Source organism: Fundidesulfovibrio terrae (genome assembly GCF_022808915.1).
GTDB lineage: Bacteria > Desulfobacterota > Desulfovibrionia > Desulfovibrionales > Desulfovibrionaceae > Fundidesulfovibrio > Fundidesulfovibrio terrae.
Genome location: NZ_JAKZFS010000002.1, coordinates 564,561 through 582,914 on the forward strand (window position 1 = coordinate 564,561; position 18,354 = coordinate 582,914).

Here is an 18,354-nt window from a genome sequence, read left to right on the forward strand (position 1 = left end):
CCCGGGAGGACGAGGCGCTCGTTTGTTTCGACTGGTTGCTTCAACTCAAGGAACACTGTGTTCCGTATCTCTCGTTAAGGCTTTCAAAATTTACTGATGTCCGGTTTCCTGAGCCTCTGTCTCATCCGTAGCGCATTGGTGACGGTTACTCCGTCTGGTTTGCCTGGAGGGAGGGCTTATTGTGCTCCCTGTTTCCAAGGCCTCTTTGGGTGCGCTACCTCAGTAGTCTCGTCTGCTCGGTCTTCTGGCCCAATGGTCTTCCCTCCGTTGAGGTTCTCCAAGTCGCCTGGGACACAACCATGAAATAAGCCGGATATGGGCGGTGTCCAGAAGCCGCAAAGGGCGAAAGCGAAAATATTCACGCGCCCGGGTCGGATGTTCTGGCGAGAAGAGCACTTGTTGGCTGGAAAAATTTGTTCCGGTCAGTTGTCCTGATTCTTGAAAGCGCGCTCGATGCGGCGGTCCGGAACGAGCCATAACAGCGCCACGAGAACATAAATCCCGTCAGCGATCCACTGCTCGAAGAAGGCTGCCGGTATGGCTGCGAGGTAGAGCAGCGGAGACAATTTCCCCTTGAGGTCCCTGCCCACCGCGGCTTTTAGGAGGGAGTCGCGGCCTTGCGCGGCTATGATCGTCCGCTGCAGGATCCAGTAGGCGAAGGCCGCCATGAGAAGAATCACCCCGTACAGGGCGGTGGGAGCGGCGGCGAAATGGTTCTCGCCCATCCAGGCCGTCACGAAAGGAATCAGCGACAACCAGAACAGCAGGTGCAGGTTCGCCCACAAGATGCCCCCACGCACATGCTGCACGGTGTGGAGCATATGGTGGTGGTTGTTCCAGTAGATGCCCAGGTACACGAAGCTCAGCACGTAATTCAGAAATATGGGAAGCAACGGGCGCAACGCGGCCAGAGTGTCGGCGTGAGGTACCTTCAGCTCCAGGACCATGATGGTGATGATGATGGCTATGACGCCATCGCTGAAAGCTTCGAGTCGGTTTTTTCCCATAACATGCACGGTTGGGTGGAATCGTTTTCACAGGGATACCGGCCAACAGGCCGTTGCAGGCGACGAGACACCGGCGTGGAGCGTCCGGCGAGACGGCGCCCTGACAGGCCAAGTCCTTCCGGGAGAGACCAGCCCCCCTGTAGCAGGATGCACGGCGCCTGTACACGATCTCCCTCTCTTGCGCCGAAAGGGCTTACAGGCCGGCCGCACTGGAGGGACTCCCCAAGGACCAGGGGGCGCCAATAAAAAAGGGGGCTTAGCCCCCCTTTTTTCAATTGTTCTTGAGATACGCTACACCTTGGCCCCGCAGCACTTCTTGTACTTCTTCCCGCTGCCGCAGGGGCAGGGATCGTTCCTGCCGACCTTGGGCGCGGCGCGCTTTTTGGGCTGGGTCTTCTTGTCGGTGCCGTCGTCGGCCCCCTGGAACTGCAGGTCGGAGGCCTTCTCCTTGTGGGTGAACTCCTCCTCGCGCACTTCGGCCTTGATCTGCAGACGCGAGAGGTGGCGCACGGTGGTGTCCGCGATCATCTCGAGCAGGCCCTGGAACATCTCGAAGCCTTCGCGCTTGTACTCCTGCTTGGGGTCCTTCTGGCCGTAGCCGCGCAGGCCGATGCCGTCGCGCAGGTGGTCCATGTTGAGCAGGTGTTCCTTCCAGTGCTTGTCCAGCGCTTCCAGCAGGAAGTAGCGCAGTATCTCCACATAGTGGGCGGGCGCGGCGCTCTTGAGCGATTCGAAGCGCCCCGTGACGGCCTCGCGCAGCTGCTCCTTGGTGGGAACGCCCTGGGCGAAGTCCACGCGCAGGTTGAAGACTTCCTCGAAGCGGGCGGCCGCAATCTCAATGGATTCCGGGTCGGGGCCTTGCTTGGAGAGCGTCAGGGGCTCGTAGATGTCGTCGAGCAGGTCGTCCACGAATTCCAGCAACGAGTCCTCGGGATTCCCGGCCTCCATGTAATGGCGGCGGCGCGAATAGATGACCTCGCGCTGCTGGTTCATGACGTTGTCGAAGTCCAGCAGCTGCTTGCGTATTTCGAAGTTGTGGCCTTCCACGCGCTTCTGGGCGTTCTCGATGGCCTTGGAGACCATGCGGTTCTCGATGGCCTCGCCCTCCTGCATGCCCAGGCGCTCCATGATGCCCTTCAAGCGGTCGGAGCCGAACAGGCGCATGAGGTCGTCGTCCAGGGCCAGGTAGAAGCGGGATTCGCCGGGGTCGCCCTGACGGCCGGAGCGGCCGCGCAGCTGGTTGTCGATGCGCCGCGACTCGTGGCGCTCCGTGCCCAGGATGAACAGGCCGCCCAGTTCGCGCACGCCCTCGCCCAGCTTGATGTCCGTGCCGCGGCCGGCCATGTTGGTGGCTATGGTCACGCGGCCCGTGTGTCCGGCCTCGGCCACGATCTGCGCCTCGCGCTCGTGCTGCTTGGCGTTGAGCACCTCGTGTGGCACTCCGGCCTTTTTGAGGAGCTGGGAGAGCAGTTCGGATTTCTCGATGGAGATGGTGCCCACCAGCACGGGCTGGCCCTTCTGGTGGAGCGCCTTGAGTTCCTCGGCGATAGCCGCGTACTTCTCCTGCTGGGTCTTGTAGATCATGTCCGGGTGGTCCTTGCGGACCATGGGCCGGTGGGTGGGTATGACGGCCACTTCCAGGCCGTAGATCTGCTTGAACTCCACGGCCTCGGTGTCGGCGGTGCCGGTCATGCCGCCGAGCTTGTTGTACATGCGGAAGTAGTTCTGGAAGGTGATGGAGGCGAGCGTCTGGTTCTCGCTCTCCACGGTGACGCCTTCCTTGGCCTCCAGGGACTGGTGCAGTCCGTCGGAGTAGCGCCTGCCCGGCATGAGGCGGCCGGTGAATTCGTCCACGATGACCACCTGGCCGTCCTTGACGATGTAGTCCACGTCGCGGGCGTAGAGGTGGTGGGCGCGCAAGCCCTGCATGATGTGGTGCTGCAGGGAGATGTTGGCCTGGTCGTACAGGTTGTCGATCTTGAAGATGTCTTCGCAGCGGGCCACGCCTTCGTCGGTGAGAAGGACCGTGCGGGCCTTTTCGTCCACGGTGAAGTGGACGTCCTTCTTGAGCATGGGGATGAGCGCGCTCACGCGGGCGTACTGGGCCGTGGATTCCTCGGCCGGGCCCGAGATGATGAGCGGCGTGCGCGCCTCGTCGATGAGGATGGAGTCCACCTCGTCCACGATGGCGAAGTTGAGTTCGCGCTGGACCAGGTGCTCCTTGTAGAACTTCATGTTGTCGCGCAGATAGTCGAAGCCGAATTCGTTGTTGGTGCCGTAGGTGATGTGCGCGCCGTAGGATACCTGGCGTTCCTCGTCGGTGAGGCCGTGCAGGATGGTGCCCACGGTGAGGCCCAGATAGTTGTAGAGGGTGCCCATCCAGGCGGCGTCGCGACGGGCCAGGTAGTCGTTCACCGTGATGAGGTGCACGCCCTTGCCGGAGAGGGCGTTCAGCACTGCGGGCAGCGTGGCCACCAGGGTCTTGCCTTCACCGGTCTTCATTTCGGCGATCTTGCCCTGGTGCAGCACCATGCCGCCGATGAGCTGCACGTCGAAGTGGCGCATGTCCAGGGAGCGGAGTCCTGCCTCGCGCACCAGGGCGAAGGTCTCGGGGAGCATTTCGTCCAGGGGGCGGCCGTTTGCGGCCTCCTGCATGAGCTCGGCCACGCGGGACTGCATCTGACCCTGGTCCAGCTGCTGGATCTGGGGCTCGAGGGAATTGATCTTGTCGACGGTGGGGGTGAGGCTTTTCAGGTAGCGCTCATTCTTGGAGCCAACGATCATCTTGATGATGGAACCGAACATTGTATCTCCTTCAAATCAGGGCATGTCCGCGATCGCGGACCGTAACCCTCGGGGGCGCAAAGTATGCTATGGCGCGTATTTTGTTCATGAAAACATGTTCATGTTCTCATGGACGTTATTCGCCAATGATTTCGAGCCAATGGCCGACGCTGACCCCGGCTGGGGCATTGGCCCTCAGCTGGATGACGCAACCGGAGCAGCCGGTGAGTATCTGCTCGCCGGGCTTTGGTCCATAGAAATCCAGGCAGCGCTTCGCCACGGCGTCGGAGAGCTCCGGGGCGGAAAGCTTGAGCGCTCCGCCGAAGCCGCAGCACAGGTTCTTGTGCGTACGGGCCTGGAACCGGTCTCCGGCGGCGGTGCGCAGGAGCTCGGCGTCGTGGCCTCCGCCCGCCCCGTGGCAGGGCGTGTGGTAGTGCACCCTCTCCGGAGCGCCTGGCAAAATCTCGTAACTCGCCCGCGCGGCCAGAATCGCGAAGGGGGCCAGGCCCTGAAGCCACAGGTCCTGTTCGCCGGGCTGCCAGCCCAGGTCGCGGGAGGCGTAGCCGCGCAGGCCGCAGCGGCAGGTGGCGCAGAAGCTCATGAGTTCGGGCCGCCCAGCGTCCCGCCAGGCCTGCAGGTTCTTACGCTGCATGGACAGCTGGGCGTCTTTCAAGCCCGCGTGGCCCAGGGTGCAGCCGCAACAAGCGAAATCCGGACGGGGGAGGACGGTGAACCCGAGGCCCGTGAGGATTCGCTCGGCGGATGCGGTCCAGTGATCCTGCACGTGGGAGGCGACGCAGCCGGGGAACACTACGGCTTTGCGCCCGGTCCCGCAAGCGTCGTAGGCCACAGGACGAAGCCAGGGCGTGAGGCGCGCGCCGGGAGCCATGGCCTTGAGGCCCGAGAGCAGCCCGGCGTAGCCTCCCGTGTTCAGGCGCGGCACCAGGCGGGACAGGGTGGCCATCATGGGCCAGAGCACGCCCGCCTTCTCCACCCAGGTCTGCCAGAGCTTGGCTTCCAGGCCCTGATGCGCGGCCTTGAGGCCCGAGACCAGTTCCGGGGCGCACAGCCCGAAGGGGCAGGCCTTTTCGCACTTGCCGCAGCCCAGGCACTTGGCGGCCAGCTCCACGGCGACTTTCTCGGATATCTCCACCTCTTGCCCTTCGATAGTCCTGGCCAGGAAGAACTTGGCTCTGGGGGAGAGTTCCTCGCGCCCGGTGGCGGCGAACAGCGGGCAGACCTCCAGGCATTTGCCGCAGAGCACGCAGGACTGGGCGCGGCAGGCCGCCTTGCCGCCCTTGTGGTCGCAGCGCGGGGATTGGGGTTTGTCGGCGATATTCATAAGAAGTGTGGGGCGGCAGGAGGGGAGCCTCCGGCGCCTAAGGGCTACGCCCTTTGGAATCCCGTATGGGGTTTGGTTTCTCCGGTGGTTCGGGCAAAAAGTTGTTTCACTTCAGTATCCCTTCCCGGGGTTCATGATGCCGTGCGGGTCCAGGGCGGCCTTGACGGCCCGCATGGCTTCGACCTGTCCGGCTCCGCGCATGCGTTCGAGCCAGGGCAGCTTGGTCAGGCCCACTCCGTGCTCGCCGGAGATGGTGCCGCCAAGCGAAATTGTCAACTCCAGCACGGCTTCCTTGGCCTTGAGGGCGCGCTCGGCCTCGCCGGGGAGAGCGGCGTCGTGCATGACGTTGACGTGCAGGTTGCCGTCGCCCAGGTGGCCGAAGGCCAGGATGGTAAGCCCCAATTCGCGTCCGATCTCCCGGATGCGGCGCACGGCCTGCCCTACCTGGCCGCGCGGCACGGCGATGTCGTCGGAGAGCTTGTCCGGTCCGAAGGTGAACGCGGCCTGGCTTATCTGGCGGCGCGGCTCCCAGAGGTTTTCCTCTTCCTTGGGGGTGCGGGCCTCGTCCAGATGTGCGGGCCGGGCGGGCGTAACGGCCCGGCGCAGGCGGGAGAGATCGGCGCTGACTGCCTCGGCCGAGCCGTCGATGCGGAAAAGGAGCGCCGCGCCGGACCCCTTGGGCCAGGGCACGGGGCCGAGACCGGCCAGGCCGGCCAGCACCTCGGCGGGCATGAACTCCAGAGCCGTGGGCAGGATTCCGGCGGCGAAGACCATGCGGGCAGCCGCCAGGGCGTCCTCTTCGGCGGCGAACACGGCCAAAAGCGACGCGCTGGCTTCGGGTTTGGGCAGGAGCTTGAGAGTTGCCTCGCAGATGAAGCCGAGCGTTCCTTCGGAGCCCACGAACAGGCGCGTGAGGTCAAGGCCCGCCACGTCCTTGTGGCAGCGCGAACCAGTCTTCAGGATGCGCCCGCCGGGCAGGGCCACGGTGAGCCCCAGCACCCAGTCGCGGGTGGTGCCGTACTTCACGGCGCGCATGCCCCCGGCGTTCTGGGACAGGTTGCCGCCGATGGTGGAGAACTTGGCGCTGGCCGGGTCCGGCGCGTAGAGCAGGCCCTTGCCCGCGCAAGCCTCCTGGAGCTCGGCCGTGACCACGCCGGGCTCGGCAACGGCCACGAAATCTTCGCCGGAGATATCCTGGATGCGGTTCAAGCGCGCGGTGGAGACCACCACGCCGCCCGAGAGCGGCACGCAGCCGCCCACCACGTTGGTGCCGCGCCCGCGCGGGTACACGGGCACGCGTTCCGCATGGGCCAGGCGCAGAAGCTCGGCCACCTGCTCAGCGCTCTCGGGGCGCACCACGGCGCAGGGCAGGGCGTGCCTGCGGCTGGCGTCGGCGCCGAAAATGAGCGTTTCGGCCGGAGCCGTAAGCAGCGCGTCGCCCGGGAAAAGGGACGCAAGCGATCGCAGGAAGGATTTGGGAAGTTCGGGCATGTGGGTACGGCCGTCTAGGCCAGCATGTAACGCAGCGTGTACCCGAAGGACGGGTAGGCCCACACCATGTCCATGATCTGGCTCACGGTCAATCCCTGGCGCATGCACAGGGCGGCCAGGTTGACCACCTCCTCGGCGTCCTCGCCCATGTAGAAGAGCCCGAGCAGTTTGCCGCCGCCGGGCTCCAGGATCACCTTGTAGCCGCTGTGGCGGATGCCCAGGCGGGTCAGCTCCGACCAGGAAAGGCCGGTCTTGGCCTTCACTTCGTAGGCCAGCCCGGCGGACTTGGCCTGCTCTTCGGTCAGCCCCACGCCGGCCAGGGTGGGATGCGTGAAGGTTGCGCTGGGGACGTATGCATAGTCGGGGCTGACGTGGTCGCCGTGCAGGATGTTGGCGGCCACGGCGCGGCCCTCCATGACGGCTGTCGGGGTGAGCTGGTAGCGCCAGGCCGCGTCTCCGGCGGCGTAGACGGCAGGATTGGTGGTCTTGAGGAATGAGTCGAGCGTGAGCTTGCCGTCCTCCACAGCGATCCCGGCTGCCGCCGGGTCGAGCCCGTCCAGGTCCGGCACGCGTCCGGCCCCGTGGAAAACCATGTCCGCCTCCACAGCGTGCTCGCCAAGGGCTCCCACGCGCAGGACGAAGCCGGACTCGGTTTTTTCAAGGGAGTGCGGCGGCGAGTGGTAGAGCACTTCCACGCCGAGGCTCGCGGTTGCCGCGCACAGTTGTGACACCAGGTCCGGCTCGAAGCGTTTCAGGCAGCGGTCGCCGCGCACGGCCATGGTGACGGTTGCCCCGGCGATGGCCGCGATATGGGCGAACTCCATGGAAATATAGCCGCCGCCGATGAAGGCGATGCGGGGAGGCAGTTCCTTCAGGTTCAGAAAATCATCGCTGACGGCCAGGAGCTTCGCGCCGGGAAAGGACAGGGGTTGGGGCTTGGATCCAGTGGCCAGAACGATGCGCGCGGCCTCCACCGGGGTGTCGCCCACCAACATGGTATTGGAGCCGGTGAAGCGGGCCCGGCCGCGCAAGAGGGTGATGCCCAGGCTCTGGTAGTTGTCCTCGGACCAGGGTGGAACCCGGTCTACGTAAAACTGCTTGCGAGCGGCCAGGGTTGGCCAGTGGATGGACAGGTCGCCGCGCACGCCGTTTGCCTGGGCCATCTCACGCACGCGAGCCACGGCGTGGGCCGTTTCGGCCAGGACCTTCTTTGGTTCGCAGCCGCGCAGGGCGCAGGTGCCGCCGAAGGGGCCGCCCTCTGCTATGGCCACGTCCAAGCCCTCGGCCTTGAGGATGCGGGCGCACGCGCCCCCGGCAGCGCCGGAACCGATGACGAGCACGTCGAAACGCTGGCTCATTCTTCCTCCAATGGCGGCCTGACTCCCGCCGGATGTCTTGCCGAAGCCGGTGCGGTCCCGCACCGGCCGGGCTTCACCCACCAGAACGAACAATTACGACAAAAATGAAGCCGCAACAAGGCGTTGGAGCCGCAGGAGCGCTGGAGTCGGGCTGATGGAAGGAAATACGCGTCAGGAGGTTGCCGGAAATCGTTGGGAGCTGCTATGGTGGCGCCCCCGTCCGTTTGCTGTCCGGACGCAGGAGGGAGGCGGTTTGCCGCCGGGCGGCGCGCGGTTGGTCGTTCTTCAGGGAGGCCGGGCATTCGGTTGCCCCCGAACGGGACAACCGGAACCCGCAGGATGAGCCATGACAGAACCCGGCAGTGCGTTCCGGCTCTTCACGGGGAAGGTCAGGCGTTTCTTCGCCGTGCATTTCCGGAAGAAATACGTGGAAGGGCAGCTGAAGGCCCGGCAAGGGGACTGCAGCCAGTGCGCGGTGTGCTGCAGCCTGGCGTTCTCCTGCCCGCTGTTGACGAAAGACAGGCTCTGCGCGGTCTATGGGACGTTTCGGCCCCTGGCGTGCCGGGCCTTCCCCATCGATGAGAAGGACATCGAGGAGGTGCGGGCCTGCGGGGGCGAGTGCGGGTACAGGTTCATTCCTGATCCGGATGCCCATGGACGCTCCTAGCCGGAAGAGTTGGTGCGCCCATGCCGGGGCCGGAGTTCATGGGGCCGTCGGATACAGGTACAGCTCTATCCGCCGGTGCGGACCCGAGCCGTGCGCGTCCTCGGACGCCAGCCCGGCGTCGCGCAGGAAAGCGATGTCCACGCTCAGGGACCGTGACGGCGTCCTGAACCGATTCTCGAGGAAGGCGATGGTGTCGAAGCCGCGCCATCTGTCCTGTGTGCGTGCGAGCGCGGTGGAGGTTGAAGCGGCGCTGTCCCCGGTGCGCAATGTGATATCCACCCTGTCGCCCTGCGTCGATCCCGGATTGGCATGGGGAAAGAACACCAAGCTCGCCTGGCCGATATCCCTGGTGAAGCTAAGGTCGATGGTGGTGCGGGCGAATGCTTCACCGGCGGCATCCGTGGTCAGGTATTTTATTCCTCCTCCGCCCTCTCTTCTTGTCGCCGTGTTCTCTTGGGAGACCGAATACGATCCGATGATGGCGTTGTCCGGGATGACGATCTTGCCGTCATTGGTGAATTTCAATTCAAAGGAAACCGGGGCCGTGTACGACGGCGATTGCGTGTTGTCCGTGAATTCGAGCCTGGCGGAGCCGTCGCCGGACGCTTGCCTTATCCTCCCGACGATGTGCTGCGCGATGAGCGTGTTCCCCGTCGCGTTGCAATGGATGTCGAGAGGTTCGAGAAAGGGGTTGGTGTCGAGATCGGCGAGCAATGTGCGAAACGGGGCGGTCATGTCCTCGAACTTGATCCCGTTTTTCCGACAGAATCCGGACAGGGCTGCGCTGGGAGCATTGGCGTACTCATGTACCTGGTGCGGATCGGGAACGATGAGTAGCAGGAAGTCGGCGCCGTCGGCCACCACGGCGTCGTGCAACTCCTTGAGCTTGGCGCGGTATTTTTCCCACGGTACGCGCATGGTCTCGAGGTTCCTTTCGTCCAGGAGTTTGTCCCGGCTGCCGAGCACTTGGCGCAACGCTGGGTCGGCGTCGGCATCCGAGGCCGGGGCGGGCTTCGGGGGCTCAAGCGGTGGCGTGCTGTTGAGAAATCCGAACAGGGCCGCCACCGGGGCGCTCTTCGTCATGGACCGCACGGCGTTGACGGTGATGTCGTTCTCCAGGGAGTCGTCTTTAACCGGGGAGTAGATGGGTGCTTTTCTCGCGGAGTCGCCCCGCTTCCCGCTTATGATCTCGATGTCGTAGATGTTGAACTGGACGATGACGAGGCGCGGCTTGAGCGCGCGTCCCTTTGTCCTGTAGAATTCGAGATGCTCCTCGATGCCCACGTCCATGGAGCCCGCGTTGACCACCGAGATGTTCCCCGCGCCGCCGAGCTGCCGTCCCAGGATGAAGGGGAAGGTCTCGTTGTCGTTCACGCCCAGGCCGAAGGTGTAGGAGTCGCCGATGCAGAGGACCGTGTCAGGACCGCCACTTCGCCCGTTGGTCCTGAAGCCGTTAGAGTCGGTCGAATACCTGTAAGGCAGGAGGGGGTTCCACCATGCGGTGGCCCGAATGCCGGGTTTGAGGTTGCCGGCGACGTTCCGGTAGAATTTGGGGTAGGGAAGCCGGTTGAATGGCAGGACGTCCGTCCTTATGAGAATTTCTACAGCGAGATAGGACGATATGAAGAGTATGAAGAGGGCGCTCGATAAGACGTGAAGGAATTTCCAACGCATTGCATGCCTGCCGGGAGCTGTTCTTGATTGCTGCCGAACGCGCGTCCCGGCGTTCAATACCTATCCCTCTCCCTCTTCGCCTCTCTATCCAGATCCCGCTCCTTCAGCGCATCCTTCCTGTCGTGCACGTTCTTGCCGCGCGACAGCCCGATCTCCATCTTGATCTTGCCGCGTTTCAGATAGAGCTTCAGCGGAACAACCGTCAGCCCCTTCTGCTCCACCTTGGCTTTCCAGTCGCGGATCTGGTGCTCGTGCATCAGGAGCTTCCGGTCGCGCTCGGGTTCGTGCTGGGCGTAGCCCGCATTCTCGTACGGGCTTATGTGCAGCCCCGAGACGAACGCCTCGAAGCGCCCCGTGAACTTCACGTAGCTGTCCTTGAAGTTGACCTTTCCGGCCCGCAGGCTCTTCACCTCGGAGCCGGTAAGCGAGATGCCCGCCTCCATGGTGTCCAGCACCTCGTAGAAGTGGCGGGCTTTTCTGTTGACGGCGATGAGCTTGATGGCTTCGCCCGCGTGTGCGCTCACTGTGAGGGTCCCTCCTCGGAATCCAGCAGCGAATAGAAGAACGCCAGCTGGTCCGGGAATTTTTCGAAGATGGTTTCGCGCACGAGCTGGTTGGTGCGGGCCACGGTGGGGCTGTCCAGCACCTGCTTGAGCAGTTTCTTGCAGTCGTCCATGGTGGCCTGGCGGATGAGATGCTTGATCCCCGGGATGGTCTGGGGGTTCAGGCTGAGGGCGTCCATCTGCATGCCCATGAGGATGGGCACGCAGAACGGGTCCGAGGCCATCTCGCCGCAGAGGTTGCATTCGATGCCGGCCTGGTGGGCGGCGTCCACCACGTGCTTGATGGAGCGCACCACGGCCGGGTGCAGCGGCTGGTACAGATACGACACGTGCCGGTTGGTGCGGTCGATGCCCAGGCTGTACTGGATGAGGTCGTTGGTGCCGATGGAGAAGAAGTCCACCTCGCGGGCCATGATCTCGGCGGTCATGACCGCCGACGGCAGCTCCACCATCATGCCTACGGGCATCTCGGGATGGTAGGGCAGTCCCTCGCGCGAGAGTTCGGCCTGGCACTGGCGCAGCAGGTTCACGGACTGGCGCAGCTCTTTCAGTCCCGAGATCATGGGGAACATGATGGAGATGTTTCCCACCACCGAGGCGCGCAGGATGGCCCGCAGCTGGGTGCGGAAGAGCTCGCGGTTGCGCAGGCAGAAGCGGATGGCCCGAAGCCCCATGGCCGGGTTCTGCTCCTCCAGGCGGCCGAAGTGGGCCATGAACTTGTCCGCGCCCAGGTCGAGCGTGCGCAGGATCACCGGCCTGGGGGAGAGGATGTCCGCCAGGTCGCGGTAGTGCTCCAGCAGTTCCTCTTCCGTGGGCAGGCTGGTGCGGTTGAGATAGGTGTATTCGGTGCGGAACAGGCCGATGCCGTCGCCGCCGTTGTCGATGACCTGGGCCACTTCCTCGTAGAGCTCGATGTTGGCCTTCACCTTGACCCGGTAGCCGTCAATAGTTTCGCCGGGCAGGTGGCAGTTCTTGATGATGCCCGCGCGGTAGGACTCGAACTGGTACTTGAGGTCGCCGTAGCGGGCCAGTTCGTCCTCGTCGGGCTCGACCACGACCATGCCCTTGAGCCCGTCCACCACCACCAGGTTGCCGTCCTGCACGGTCTCCTCGATTCCCGCCGCGCCGACCACGGCCGGGATGCCCAGCGACTTGGCCAGGATGCCCGCGTGGGAGGTCTTGCCTCCCTGGACGGTGGCGAATCCCATGATCTTGTCCACCTGGAGTTCCACGGTGTCGGCGGGGGTGAGGTCGTGGGCCATGAGCACGGCCCGGCTGCCCAGGGCCTTGAAGTCCACTTTGCGGCCCATGAGCAGGGCACGCACGCGGTCGGCCACCAGGCGCACGTCCTGGGCGCGCTCGCGGAAATAGGGGTCGTCCAGGGCGTTGAAGGCTTCCTCAAGGTCGGAAACGGCCTTTTCCAATGCCCATTCGGCGTTGATGCGAAGCTGCGTGAGGTGGTTCAGGGCCGAGCCCTGGAGCTTGGGGTCGCTCATGATCATCAGGTGGGAGTCGATGATCAGGGCGTGGTCCTTGAGTTCCGCGGGCACGCGGTCGCGGATGGCGCCCAGTTCGGCCTTGGCCTCGGCGAAGGCGTCGCGCAGGCGCTGGGCCTCGGCGTCCACCATGTCGTCGGCCAGGGTCTGGCGCGGCACCTGCCCGAAATTGGATCGGTTGATGAAGTAGGCTTTGCCGATGGCGATGCCGGCTGAGATGGGGATGCCTGAAATGGTGGCTAAGGCCATGCGGGCCGCCTTACTGGAAACGTTTTTTGAACAGGTCCGCCAGGGTCTCCAGGGCCGTACCGGCGTCGCAGCCTTTGGCCCGCAGCTCCAGGTTGGCCCCGTGTCCGGCCGCCAAGGTCAGGATGTCCAGGATGGATTTGGCGTCCACGGACTGGCTGCCCATGGCGATGGTGATGGATGCGTCGAACTTCTGTGCGGTCTGGGCCAGGCGCGCGGCCGGGCGCGCGTGCAGTCCCTGTTCGTTGAGGACGCACACGATCCGGACGCTCTCGCCGCCGCACTCGGGTTCGTTTTCGCAGGAGGATATCGTTTCGGGCATCTTGTTCACCGTGCAAACCCAACCATTATAATCGAATCCAGAGAAAAAACAAACCTGCCGCCAGGGCGAGTCCCACCAGGAGCTCTCTGTTGCAGCGCAGCCTGCCGGATGCGTAGGCCAATCCAAGCACCACCGCCACGCCCGCAGCCCAGGCCAGGGGGTCCATGTCGCGGGGCCACACCTGGGCCCAGAGCACCACGAGAAGCGCCGCGTTGAGCACCTTGAGCCTGCGCCCCCAGTTGACCAGGTCCCAGCTGCGGATGCTCGTGAGTGCGGCGAAGCCCTGGCGGTAGCCCAGCACGAAGGTGCCGATCTTGAACGCGTTCAGGGCGACGAACAGCGTGAGCCCCAGCCCGAAGGCCGCCCACGCCTGCCCGGCCGTGAGCAGGCAGGCGGTGCACAGGGCCCAGAACACGGTGAGGCTGCCGCCGAAAAAGGAGTCGCCAACGGCGGACAGGGTGAAGACAACCGTGCTCTTGACTTGGTCCAGCATGGAGTCGGGAAACTGCCTGCGGGCGATGCGCGATTCCAGGGCCAGGAATATCCCCACCAGGAAGGGGGTCCAGAAGGGGTGCGTGTTGTAGATCTTGAGATAACGCTTCCACGCCTGGCGGCGGTCGGCCGGATCGGGGTAGAGCGCCGCCAGGCCGGGCTCCATGGCCAGGGCCAGGCCGATGGTCTGCAGGCCGCGCGTGGTGAAGGCCGCTCCCACGAAATAACAGCGCAGGTAGGTCCGGATGAGAATTTTCGCGTTGAGTGCGCCTGGGGTGCTCATGGGGTTTCCGGGGGATTTTCCCTTGAGGCGGTTGTGGCAAATGCCGGGAGAAATGACAAGCTCGGCCAGGCGCTTGCCCTTGAAGGCGGGTCGAGTTATAAATAAAACTTAGGGTGTTGACTTAATCCGAGAGGAGTCGCCAATGAGCGGGCCTTCCGCCAAAGCGGTCAAAGAGGACATCTCGCGGGCCATCGGCTACGCCCGGCGCTTCATGGCGGTCAGGGCGCTCCAGGCCGGGGCCAGCGCGTTCGAGTCGTACGCCACCAGCACCGCCATCATGGGGCGAGCCAAGTTCGAGCTTGAGGTCCTGCTCATGGACATGTTGCGCGAACTGGAGCTGGTGCCGGACATCAAGATGCAGATACGCGGCCCGTTCAGGTTCCAGAAGGGTGCGGAGAGCAAGTTCGCCCTGGCCTTGTCCGCCCTGGCCCTGCACCTGGAAAAGATGGAGAAGCGCGCCCAGGACGCAGCCCTCCAGGACAGGCTCGGGCGTATCGCCCAGGCTTTCGAGAAGGCTCGCGAATCCCTGCGGGAAAAGAACCTGCCCTCGGCCAGGCGCGTGCTCAACACCGTGTGCGAGCAGAACCCCAAGGAGCCCGGCATCTTCACCAATGCCGCCAAGATGCTGGCCGAGGCCGGGCTCATGGCCGACGTGGTTCCTTTCGCGGAAAAGGCCATTGAACTCAATCCCAAGGACGCCCAAGCCTTCAGCCTGGCCGTGGAAGCCTGCAAGCAGATCGGCGAGCTGACCAAGGCCGAGACGATCCTGCGCGGGGCGCTCAAGAATTTCGGAGCCCATCCCAAGACCTACGTGTCGCTGGCCCGGGTGCTCTATCAGATGGGGCGCTGGGACCAAGCCTACGACGCTGCCCGCGCCGCCTACGACCGGGACAAGACCCTGGCCGAGGCCAAGGAGATTCTGGACCTGACGGAAAAGCGGGTGATGGGGTAGTTTCTACTTGATCAGCCTCTTCCTCATGGCCCCGATGGCCAGCGGATAGAACACGAGCGCGAATCCAGCCAGATACAGCACGTTCCAGATAATCCCGGAGCCGATCCTGCCCATGCTCACCGCCCGGCAGGCCTGGGTGAGGTGGTAGAGGGGCAGCCCCATGGCCAACCCCGAGGCCCAGGCCGGGAGGCCGTCCACCGGGAAGAACGCGCCCGAGAACAGAAACATCGGGGTGATGAACAGAAATATCGGCAGGTTGAACATGTCGATGGTGGGCGTGATGCCGGTCATCCACATGGCCACGCTGCCGAAGGCCAGCCCGCCCAGGGCAGCCAGCGGCAAAAGCCACAGCGCCTCGGGCAGACGGATCAGGCCGCAGGCCGCGATCACCGCCCCCATGAGCAGCGTGCCGCCCGCGGCCTTGGTGGCCCCCCACAGGATTTCCGCCGTGATGACGTCCTCCAGGGAGAGCGGCGTGGCCAGCATGGCGTCAAAAGTCTTTTGATAATACATTCTTACGAACGAGGCGTAGGTGTTCTCGTAGAAGCTCTGCCACATTACCGACGCGGCCACCAAGCCCGGGGCGATGTAGGCCGTGTAGCTGACGGCCTGGCCGTCCACGGTGACGCTGCCCACCATGCCGCCCAGTCCCGCGCCGAAGGCCAGGATGTACAGGGCGGGTTCGGCCAGGGGCGGGATGAAGTTCACCTTCCAGGTGCGCATGTACACCATCAGGTTGCGCGCCCAGACCCGCCACAGGCGCCAGGAGAGGTTGTCCAGCATGCTCATTCGCGCAGCTCCCTGCCGGTAAGGCGCAGGAACACGTCCTCAAGCGACGAAGGCCTGGCCACGTATTGCCCCGGCGGCAAGGTCTGCCGGAAGGCCTCCAGCTCGTCGAAGGAATCGGCGAACACCAGCATCCTGCGTCCGAAATCTTCGGTGTCGAGCCCGGAGGAGCAGGCCTTGTCGCGGGCTTCCTGGGCCGGGTCCACCAGTTCCAGCACGGCCCGCCCCGCATGGGAGCCGATGAGTTCGGCCGGGGTGCCGCGCACCAGTCCTCGCCCGTTGTCCATGATGAGCAGCTCGTCGCAGAGGGTGGCCGCCTCTTCCATGTAGTGGGTGGTGATGAGGATGGTCAGTCCGCGTTCGCGCAGGTCGCGCAGCCGGTCCCAGAGCTGGTGGCGGGACTGGGGATCGAGCCCGGTGGTGGGTTCGTCCAGGATGAGCAGCTCCGGATGGTTCACCAGCGAACGGGCCAGCATGAGCCTTCGGGCCATGCCCCCCGAGAGGTCGCGCACGTCGGCGGCGGTCTTGGATTCCAGGGCGAAGAAGCCGAGCAGTTCCTCGGCGCGGCGCCTGGCCTCCTGCCGGGGGATGGCGAAATAGCCCGCGAAGGCCCAGATATTCTGCTCCACGGTGAGGTCCGGGTCCAGGGCGTTGTCCTGCTGGCAGACACCGATGCGGGCGCGGATGTCGCGCCAACGGGTGGCCACGTCCAGCCCGAACACCCGAAGTTCCCCGCCGGTTTTGGGGGAGAACCCGTAGATCATGCGGATGGTGGAGGTCTTGCCCGCCCCGTTGGGGCCGAGCAGTCCGTAGACCTGGCCGCGCGCGACGCGCATGTCCAGGCCGTCCACGGCGGTGAAATCCCCGAAAGTCTTGCGAAGCCCTACGGCCTCGATCACTGCGTCCATCAAGTCTTTCTAGCCCAAATCGAGCCGGGACGCCACCGCTCGGAAGCCAGGCCTTCCGCCCCTATATGGGATTCCAAAGGGCGCAGCCCTTTGGCCGCCGGAGGCTTCCCCCTCCCAACACGTTCACTGCCCGAAAAACCCGAACGCCCCGGTGACGGGATTGCGGTGCACGCGCACGTCCCTCTCCCCGTTCTGTCCGAAAAACGGGGCGCAGGCGGCCAGCAGCACCTTGAAAACCTTGTGGCGGTGGTCCAGATGGCCGTGGGCCGTGGCGGTCACCTTCCAGAGGCTTGCAGGGGCGCGTCCGGCCCGCAGGGAGAAGGCGTCCACCGCTTCAACCTCCAGCACGAAGAGGTGTTCCAGGCCAGCGCCCTGATGGGGGACCTCCTCGCCCACCAGGCCGAAGCGCAGGTATACGAAGATGTGGCTCGCTTCCACCGACTTGGCCTGGGCGAACCCACGACGGAGCAGTTCTTCCGCCAGGGCGGCCGAATACCGTCGGAAGTCGAGGCTGCCCGGATCGATGTCCTCCTGGCCGCGCACGATGGAGAATTCGGTGGGGTCGAGCGGGGCGGCGGCCGAAGCCTCGACGCGGGCGCGGTAGACGTCCGGGGCGCAGGAAGCGACCAGCAGGACGAGCAGGGACGCCATCAGGGCTTCGGGGATTCCCGCAAAGCCTTTTTTGGTGAAAGCGGGATTTCGTTTGAACGAGACGGACTGTGTGGTATGGAACAAGTCCCCTCCCTTGACGGCTGGTTCATGCGGAAAGCAGCGCCTGAATAGGCCGCAATTCGAGGGAACCGTCAAGGCGGTTGTATCTCCATGGGTAAAGTGGTAATCTTGTATTTAGGATTCATACCTATTTTGTCCGCTTTACTCTCACCATCTGAGCCGTTGGCAGGGGCGGCATTCCCATGAAGGACATCCTCAAGCTCAATCCGCAGATTCAGAGCGTGTATCTCAAGGTATCTGAAGGCGGACTGTACGTTGCGCCCACCCTGGTGCAGACGGTTTTGGGGTCTTGTCTGGGGGCCTCCTTCCATGCTCCCGCCAGGGCCATGGGGGCCTTCTTCCACGCCTTCCTGCCCCGGCTGGCCGAGTATCCGCAGTTCGAGGGGGAGAGCGTCTTCAAGTTCGTGGATACGGCCTTCGACCATGTCTTCACGGCCTTCGCCCGCAAGGGGATTCACGCGGCCGACCTGACGGTCAGCCTGATGGGCGGCGCCAATGGGTTGGTGGGCGACTCGGCGGGCGTCGGGGCCAGGAATATCGAGGCTGCCTACGAGGCCTTGGAAAAATACCACGTCAAGCCGGTTTTCGTGGACACCGGAGGGGCCAAGGGGCGCAAGGTGTTCTTCCTGTCCGGCACGGGCGAACTCAAGATCACCAAGCTCTCGGGCACCACGGGGCTGCAGAATGTCCCGCCCGGTGCGATGCGCCGAAAGGTCTGAACGCACACCACCCGGGTTGCGTCCGCGCAACCCGTCTCGAAGGGGCCGGCCCGCAACACAAGAGCAATCTTGGTCTTGATTTTCGAAAAACAGGGATATGTTTATCGAGATCGCGGCGCTAGCGGTCCTGGTTGCGTGCGTCATCCACCACGGCGTGCGCGAAGGACTTCTTGTTGACGTAGGCCATGGCGTCGATGAAGCGGGCGGTCTCGTCCATGGTGGCCGTCGCGTGGACGTGCACCTGCTTGCCGGAGATGTGCTCGTTGTTGATGTATTCGAGTACGTAGTAAATGAGATAGCGGGTCTGGGTCCGGAAGATGGCGATGGTGGCCAGGTGGGTCTGGTTCTGGGCGGCCGGTTCGAGGCAGTCGCCGGACGCGTGGTAGAAGCTCAAGAGCTTCCCCTTGAACAGCATGGATCGATCGCCCCGGGCCAGCTTGTACTTGCGCGGCTTGCCCAGCTGCATGGAATTGATATCTTTTTCTCCGAGAGTGCGCAGAAAATCGAACATGGAGGCTCCAGCCCGCCCGGT

At 64.3% G+C, this 18,354-nt stretch carries 17 protein-coding genes; 3 read left to right on the forward strand and 14 right to left on the reverse strand.

What is annotated here, in order from left to right:
* Window positions 1-422: 422 nt before the first annotated feature.
* From ML540_RS09675 to ML540_RS09695, 5 genes are all read right to left on the reverse strand, one after another.
* Window positions 423-1,007, reverse strand: coding sequence for a TMEM175 family protein (locus ML540_RS09675; protein WP_243360351.1), 585 nt, complete (start codon window positions 1,005-1,007; stop codon window positions 423-425).
* Between the two features lie 291 nt (window positions 1,008-1,298).
* Window positions 1,299-3,812 (reverse strand): preprotein translocase subunit SecA, encoded by a 2,514-nt coding sequence (gene secA / locus ML540_RS09680; protein WP_243360352.1) that lies wholly within the window; start codon window positions 3,810-3,812, stop codon window positions 1,299-1,301.
* Between the two features lie 115 nt (window positions 3,813-3,927).
* Window positions 3,928-5,133, reverse strand: coding sequence for a (Fe-S)-binding protein (locus ML540_RS09685; protein ID WP_243360354.1), 1,206 nt, complete (start codon window positions 5,131-5,133; stop codon window positions 3,928-3,930).
* A gap of 111 nt (window positions 5,134-5,244) precedes the next feature.
* Entirely contained in the window at window positions 5,245-6,624 is a 1,380-nt protein-coding gene (locus tag ML540_RS09690; RefSeq protein WP_243360357.1) for an FAD-binding oxidoreductase, read from the reverse strand.
* 14 nt (window positions 6,625-6,638) lie between these two features.
* A complete protein-coding gene (locus ML540_RS09695; RefSeq protein ID WP_243360360.1) occupies window positions 6,639-7,982 on the reverse strand; it encodes a dihydrolipoyl dehydrogenase family protein in 1,344 nt (447 codons plus the stop codon).
* 346 nt (window positions 7,983-8,328) lie between these two features.
* On the opposite strand from ML540_RS09695, the gene ML540_RS09700 reads away from it, so the two are divergent.
* Complete coding sequence (locus tag ML540_RS09700; protein ID WP_243360362.1) at window positions 8,329-8,649, forward strand: hypothetical protein; 321 nt, start codon at window positions 8,329-8,331, stop codon at window positions 8,647-8,649.
* Window positions 8,650-8,685: 36 nt separating this feature from the next.
* Here the strand turns inward: ML540_RS09700 and ML540_RS09705 are convergent, their stop codons facing one another.
* Genes ML540_RS09705 through ML540_RS09725 form a run of 5 tightly spaced genes read right to left on the reverse strand, consistent with a single transcriptional unit; the run spans window position 8,686 to window position 13,725 of the window.
* Window positions 8,686-10,323 (reverse strand): SGNH/GDSL hydrolase family protein, encoded by a 1,638-nt coding sequence (locus ML540_RS09705; protein WP_243360364.1) that lies wholly within the window; start codon window positions 10,321-10,323, stop codon window positions 8,686-8,688.
* 53 nt (window positions 10,324-10,376) lie between these two features.
* A complete protein-coding gene (gene smpB / locus ML540_RS09710; RefSeq protein ID WP_243360367.1) occupies window positions 10,377-10,847 on the reverse strand; it encodes an SsrA-binding protein SmpB in 471 nt (156 codons plus the stop codon).
* Window positions 10,844-12,631, reverse strand: a complete 1,788-nt coding sequence (gene ptsP, locus ML540_RS09715) for a phosphoenolpyruvate--protein phosphotransferase (RefSeq protein ID WP_243360368.1) — start codon at window positions 12,629-12,631, stop codon at window positions 10,844-10,846. The genes smpB and ptsP overlap by 4 nt, the downstream gene beginning before the upstream one ends.
* 10 nt (window positions 12,632-12,641) lie before the next feature.
* Window positions 12,642-12,950 (reverse strand): HPr family phosphocarrier protein, encoded by a 309-nt coding sequence (locus tag ML540_RS09720; RefSeq protein ID WP_243360370.1) that lies wholly within the window; start codon window positions 12,948-12,950, stop codon window positions 12,642-12,644.
* A gap of 25 nt (window positions 12,951-12,975) precedes the next feature.
* Window positions 12,976-13,725, reverse strand: coding sequence for a PTS system mannose/fructose/sorbose family transporter subunit IID (locus ML540_RS09725; protein WP_243360372.1), 750 nt, complete (start codon window positions 13,723-13,725; stop codon window positions 12,976-12,978).
* 142 nt (window positions 13,726-13,867) lie between these two features.
* Between ML540_RS09725 and ML540_RS09730 the strand changes: the two genes are divergently transcribed.
* Window positions 13,868-14,677: a tetratricopeptide repeat protein gene (locus tag ML540_RS09730; protein ID WP_243360375.1), complete on the forward strand. Its 810-nt coding sequence runs from the start codon at window positions 13,868-13,870 to the stop codon at window positions 14,675-14,677.
* Between the two features lie 3 nt (window positions 14,678-14,680).
* Here ML540_RS09730 and ML540_RS09735 read toward each other — a convergent pair whose 3' ends face one another.
* The 3 genes from ML540_RS09735 to ML540_RS09745 form a co-directional block, all read right to left on the reverse strand.
* A complete protein-coding gene (locus tag ML540_RS09735) occupies window positions 14,681-15,466 on the reverse strand; it encodes an ABC transporter permease (protein ID WP_243360377.1) in 786 nt (261 codons plus the stop codon).
* Window positions 15,463-16,371 (reverse strand): ABC transporter ATP-binding protein, encoded by a 909-nt coding sequence (locus tag ML540_RS09740; RefSeq protein WP_243360379.1) that lies wholly within the window; start codon window positions 16,369-16,371, stop codon window positions 15,463-15,465. Before ML540_RS09740 ends, ML540_RS09735 begins: the two co-directional genes overlap by 4 nt.
* 123 nt (window positions 16,372-16,494) lie before the next feature.
* A complete protein-coding gene (locus ML540_RS09745; RefSeq protein WP_243360382.1) occupies window positions 16,495-17,022 on the reverse strand; it encodes a hypothetical protein in 528 nt (175 codons plus the stop codon).
* Between the two features lie 263 nt (window positions 17,023-17,285).
* Between ML540_RS09745 and ML540_RS09750 the strand changes: the two genes are divergently transcribed.
* Window positions 17,286-17,822: a chemotaxis protein CheD gene (locus ML540_RS09750; RefSeq protein WP_243360384.1), complete on the forward strand. Its 537-nt coding sequence runs from the start codon at window positions 17,286-17,288 to the stop codon at window positions 17,820-17,822.
* Window positions 17,823-17,940: 118 nt separating this feature from the next.
* Here the strand turns inward: ML540_RS09750 and ML540_RS09755 are convergent, their stop codons facing one another.
* Window positions 17,941-18,333, reverse strand: a complete 393-nt coding sequence (locus ML540_RS09755; protein ID WP_243360387.1) for a hypothetical protein — start codon at window positions 18,331-18,333, stop codon at window positions 17,941-17,943.
* Window positions 18,334-18,354: the final 21 nt, after the last annotated feature.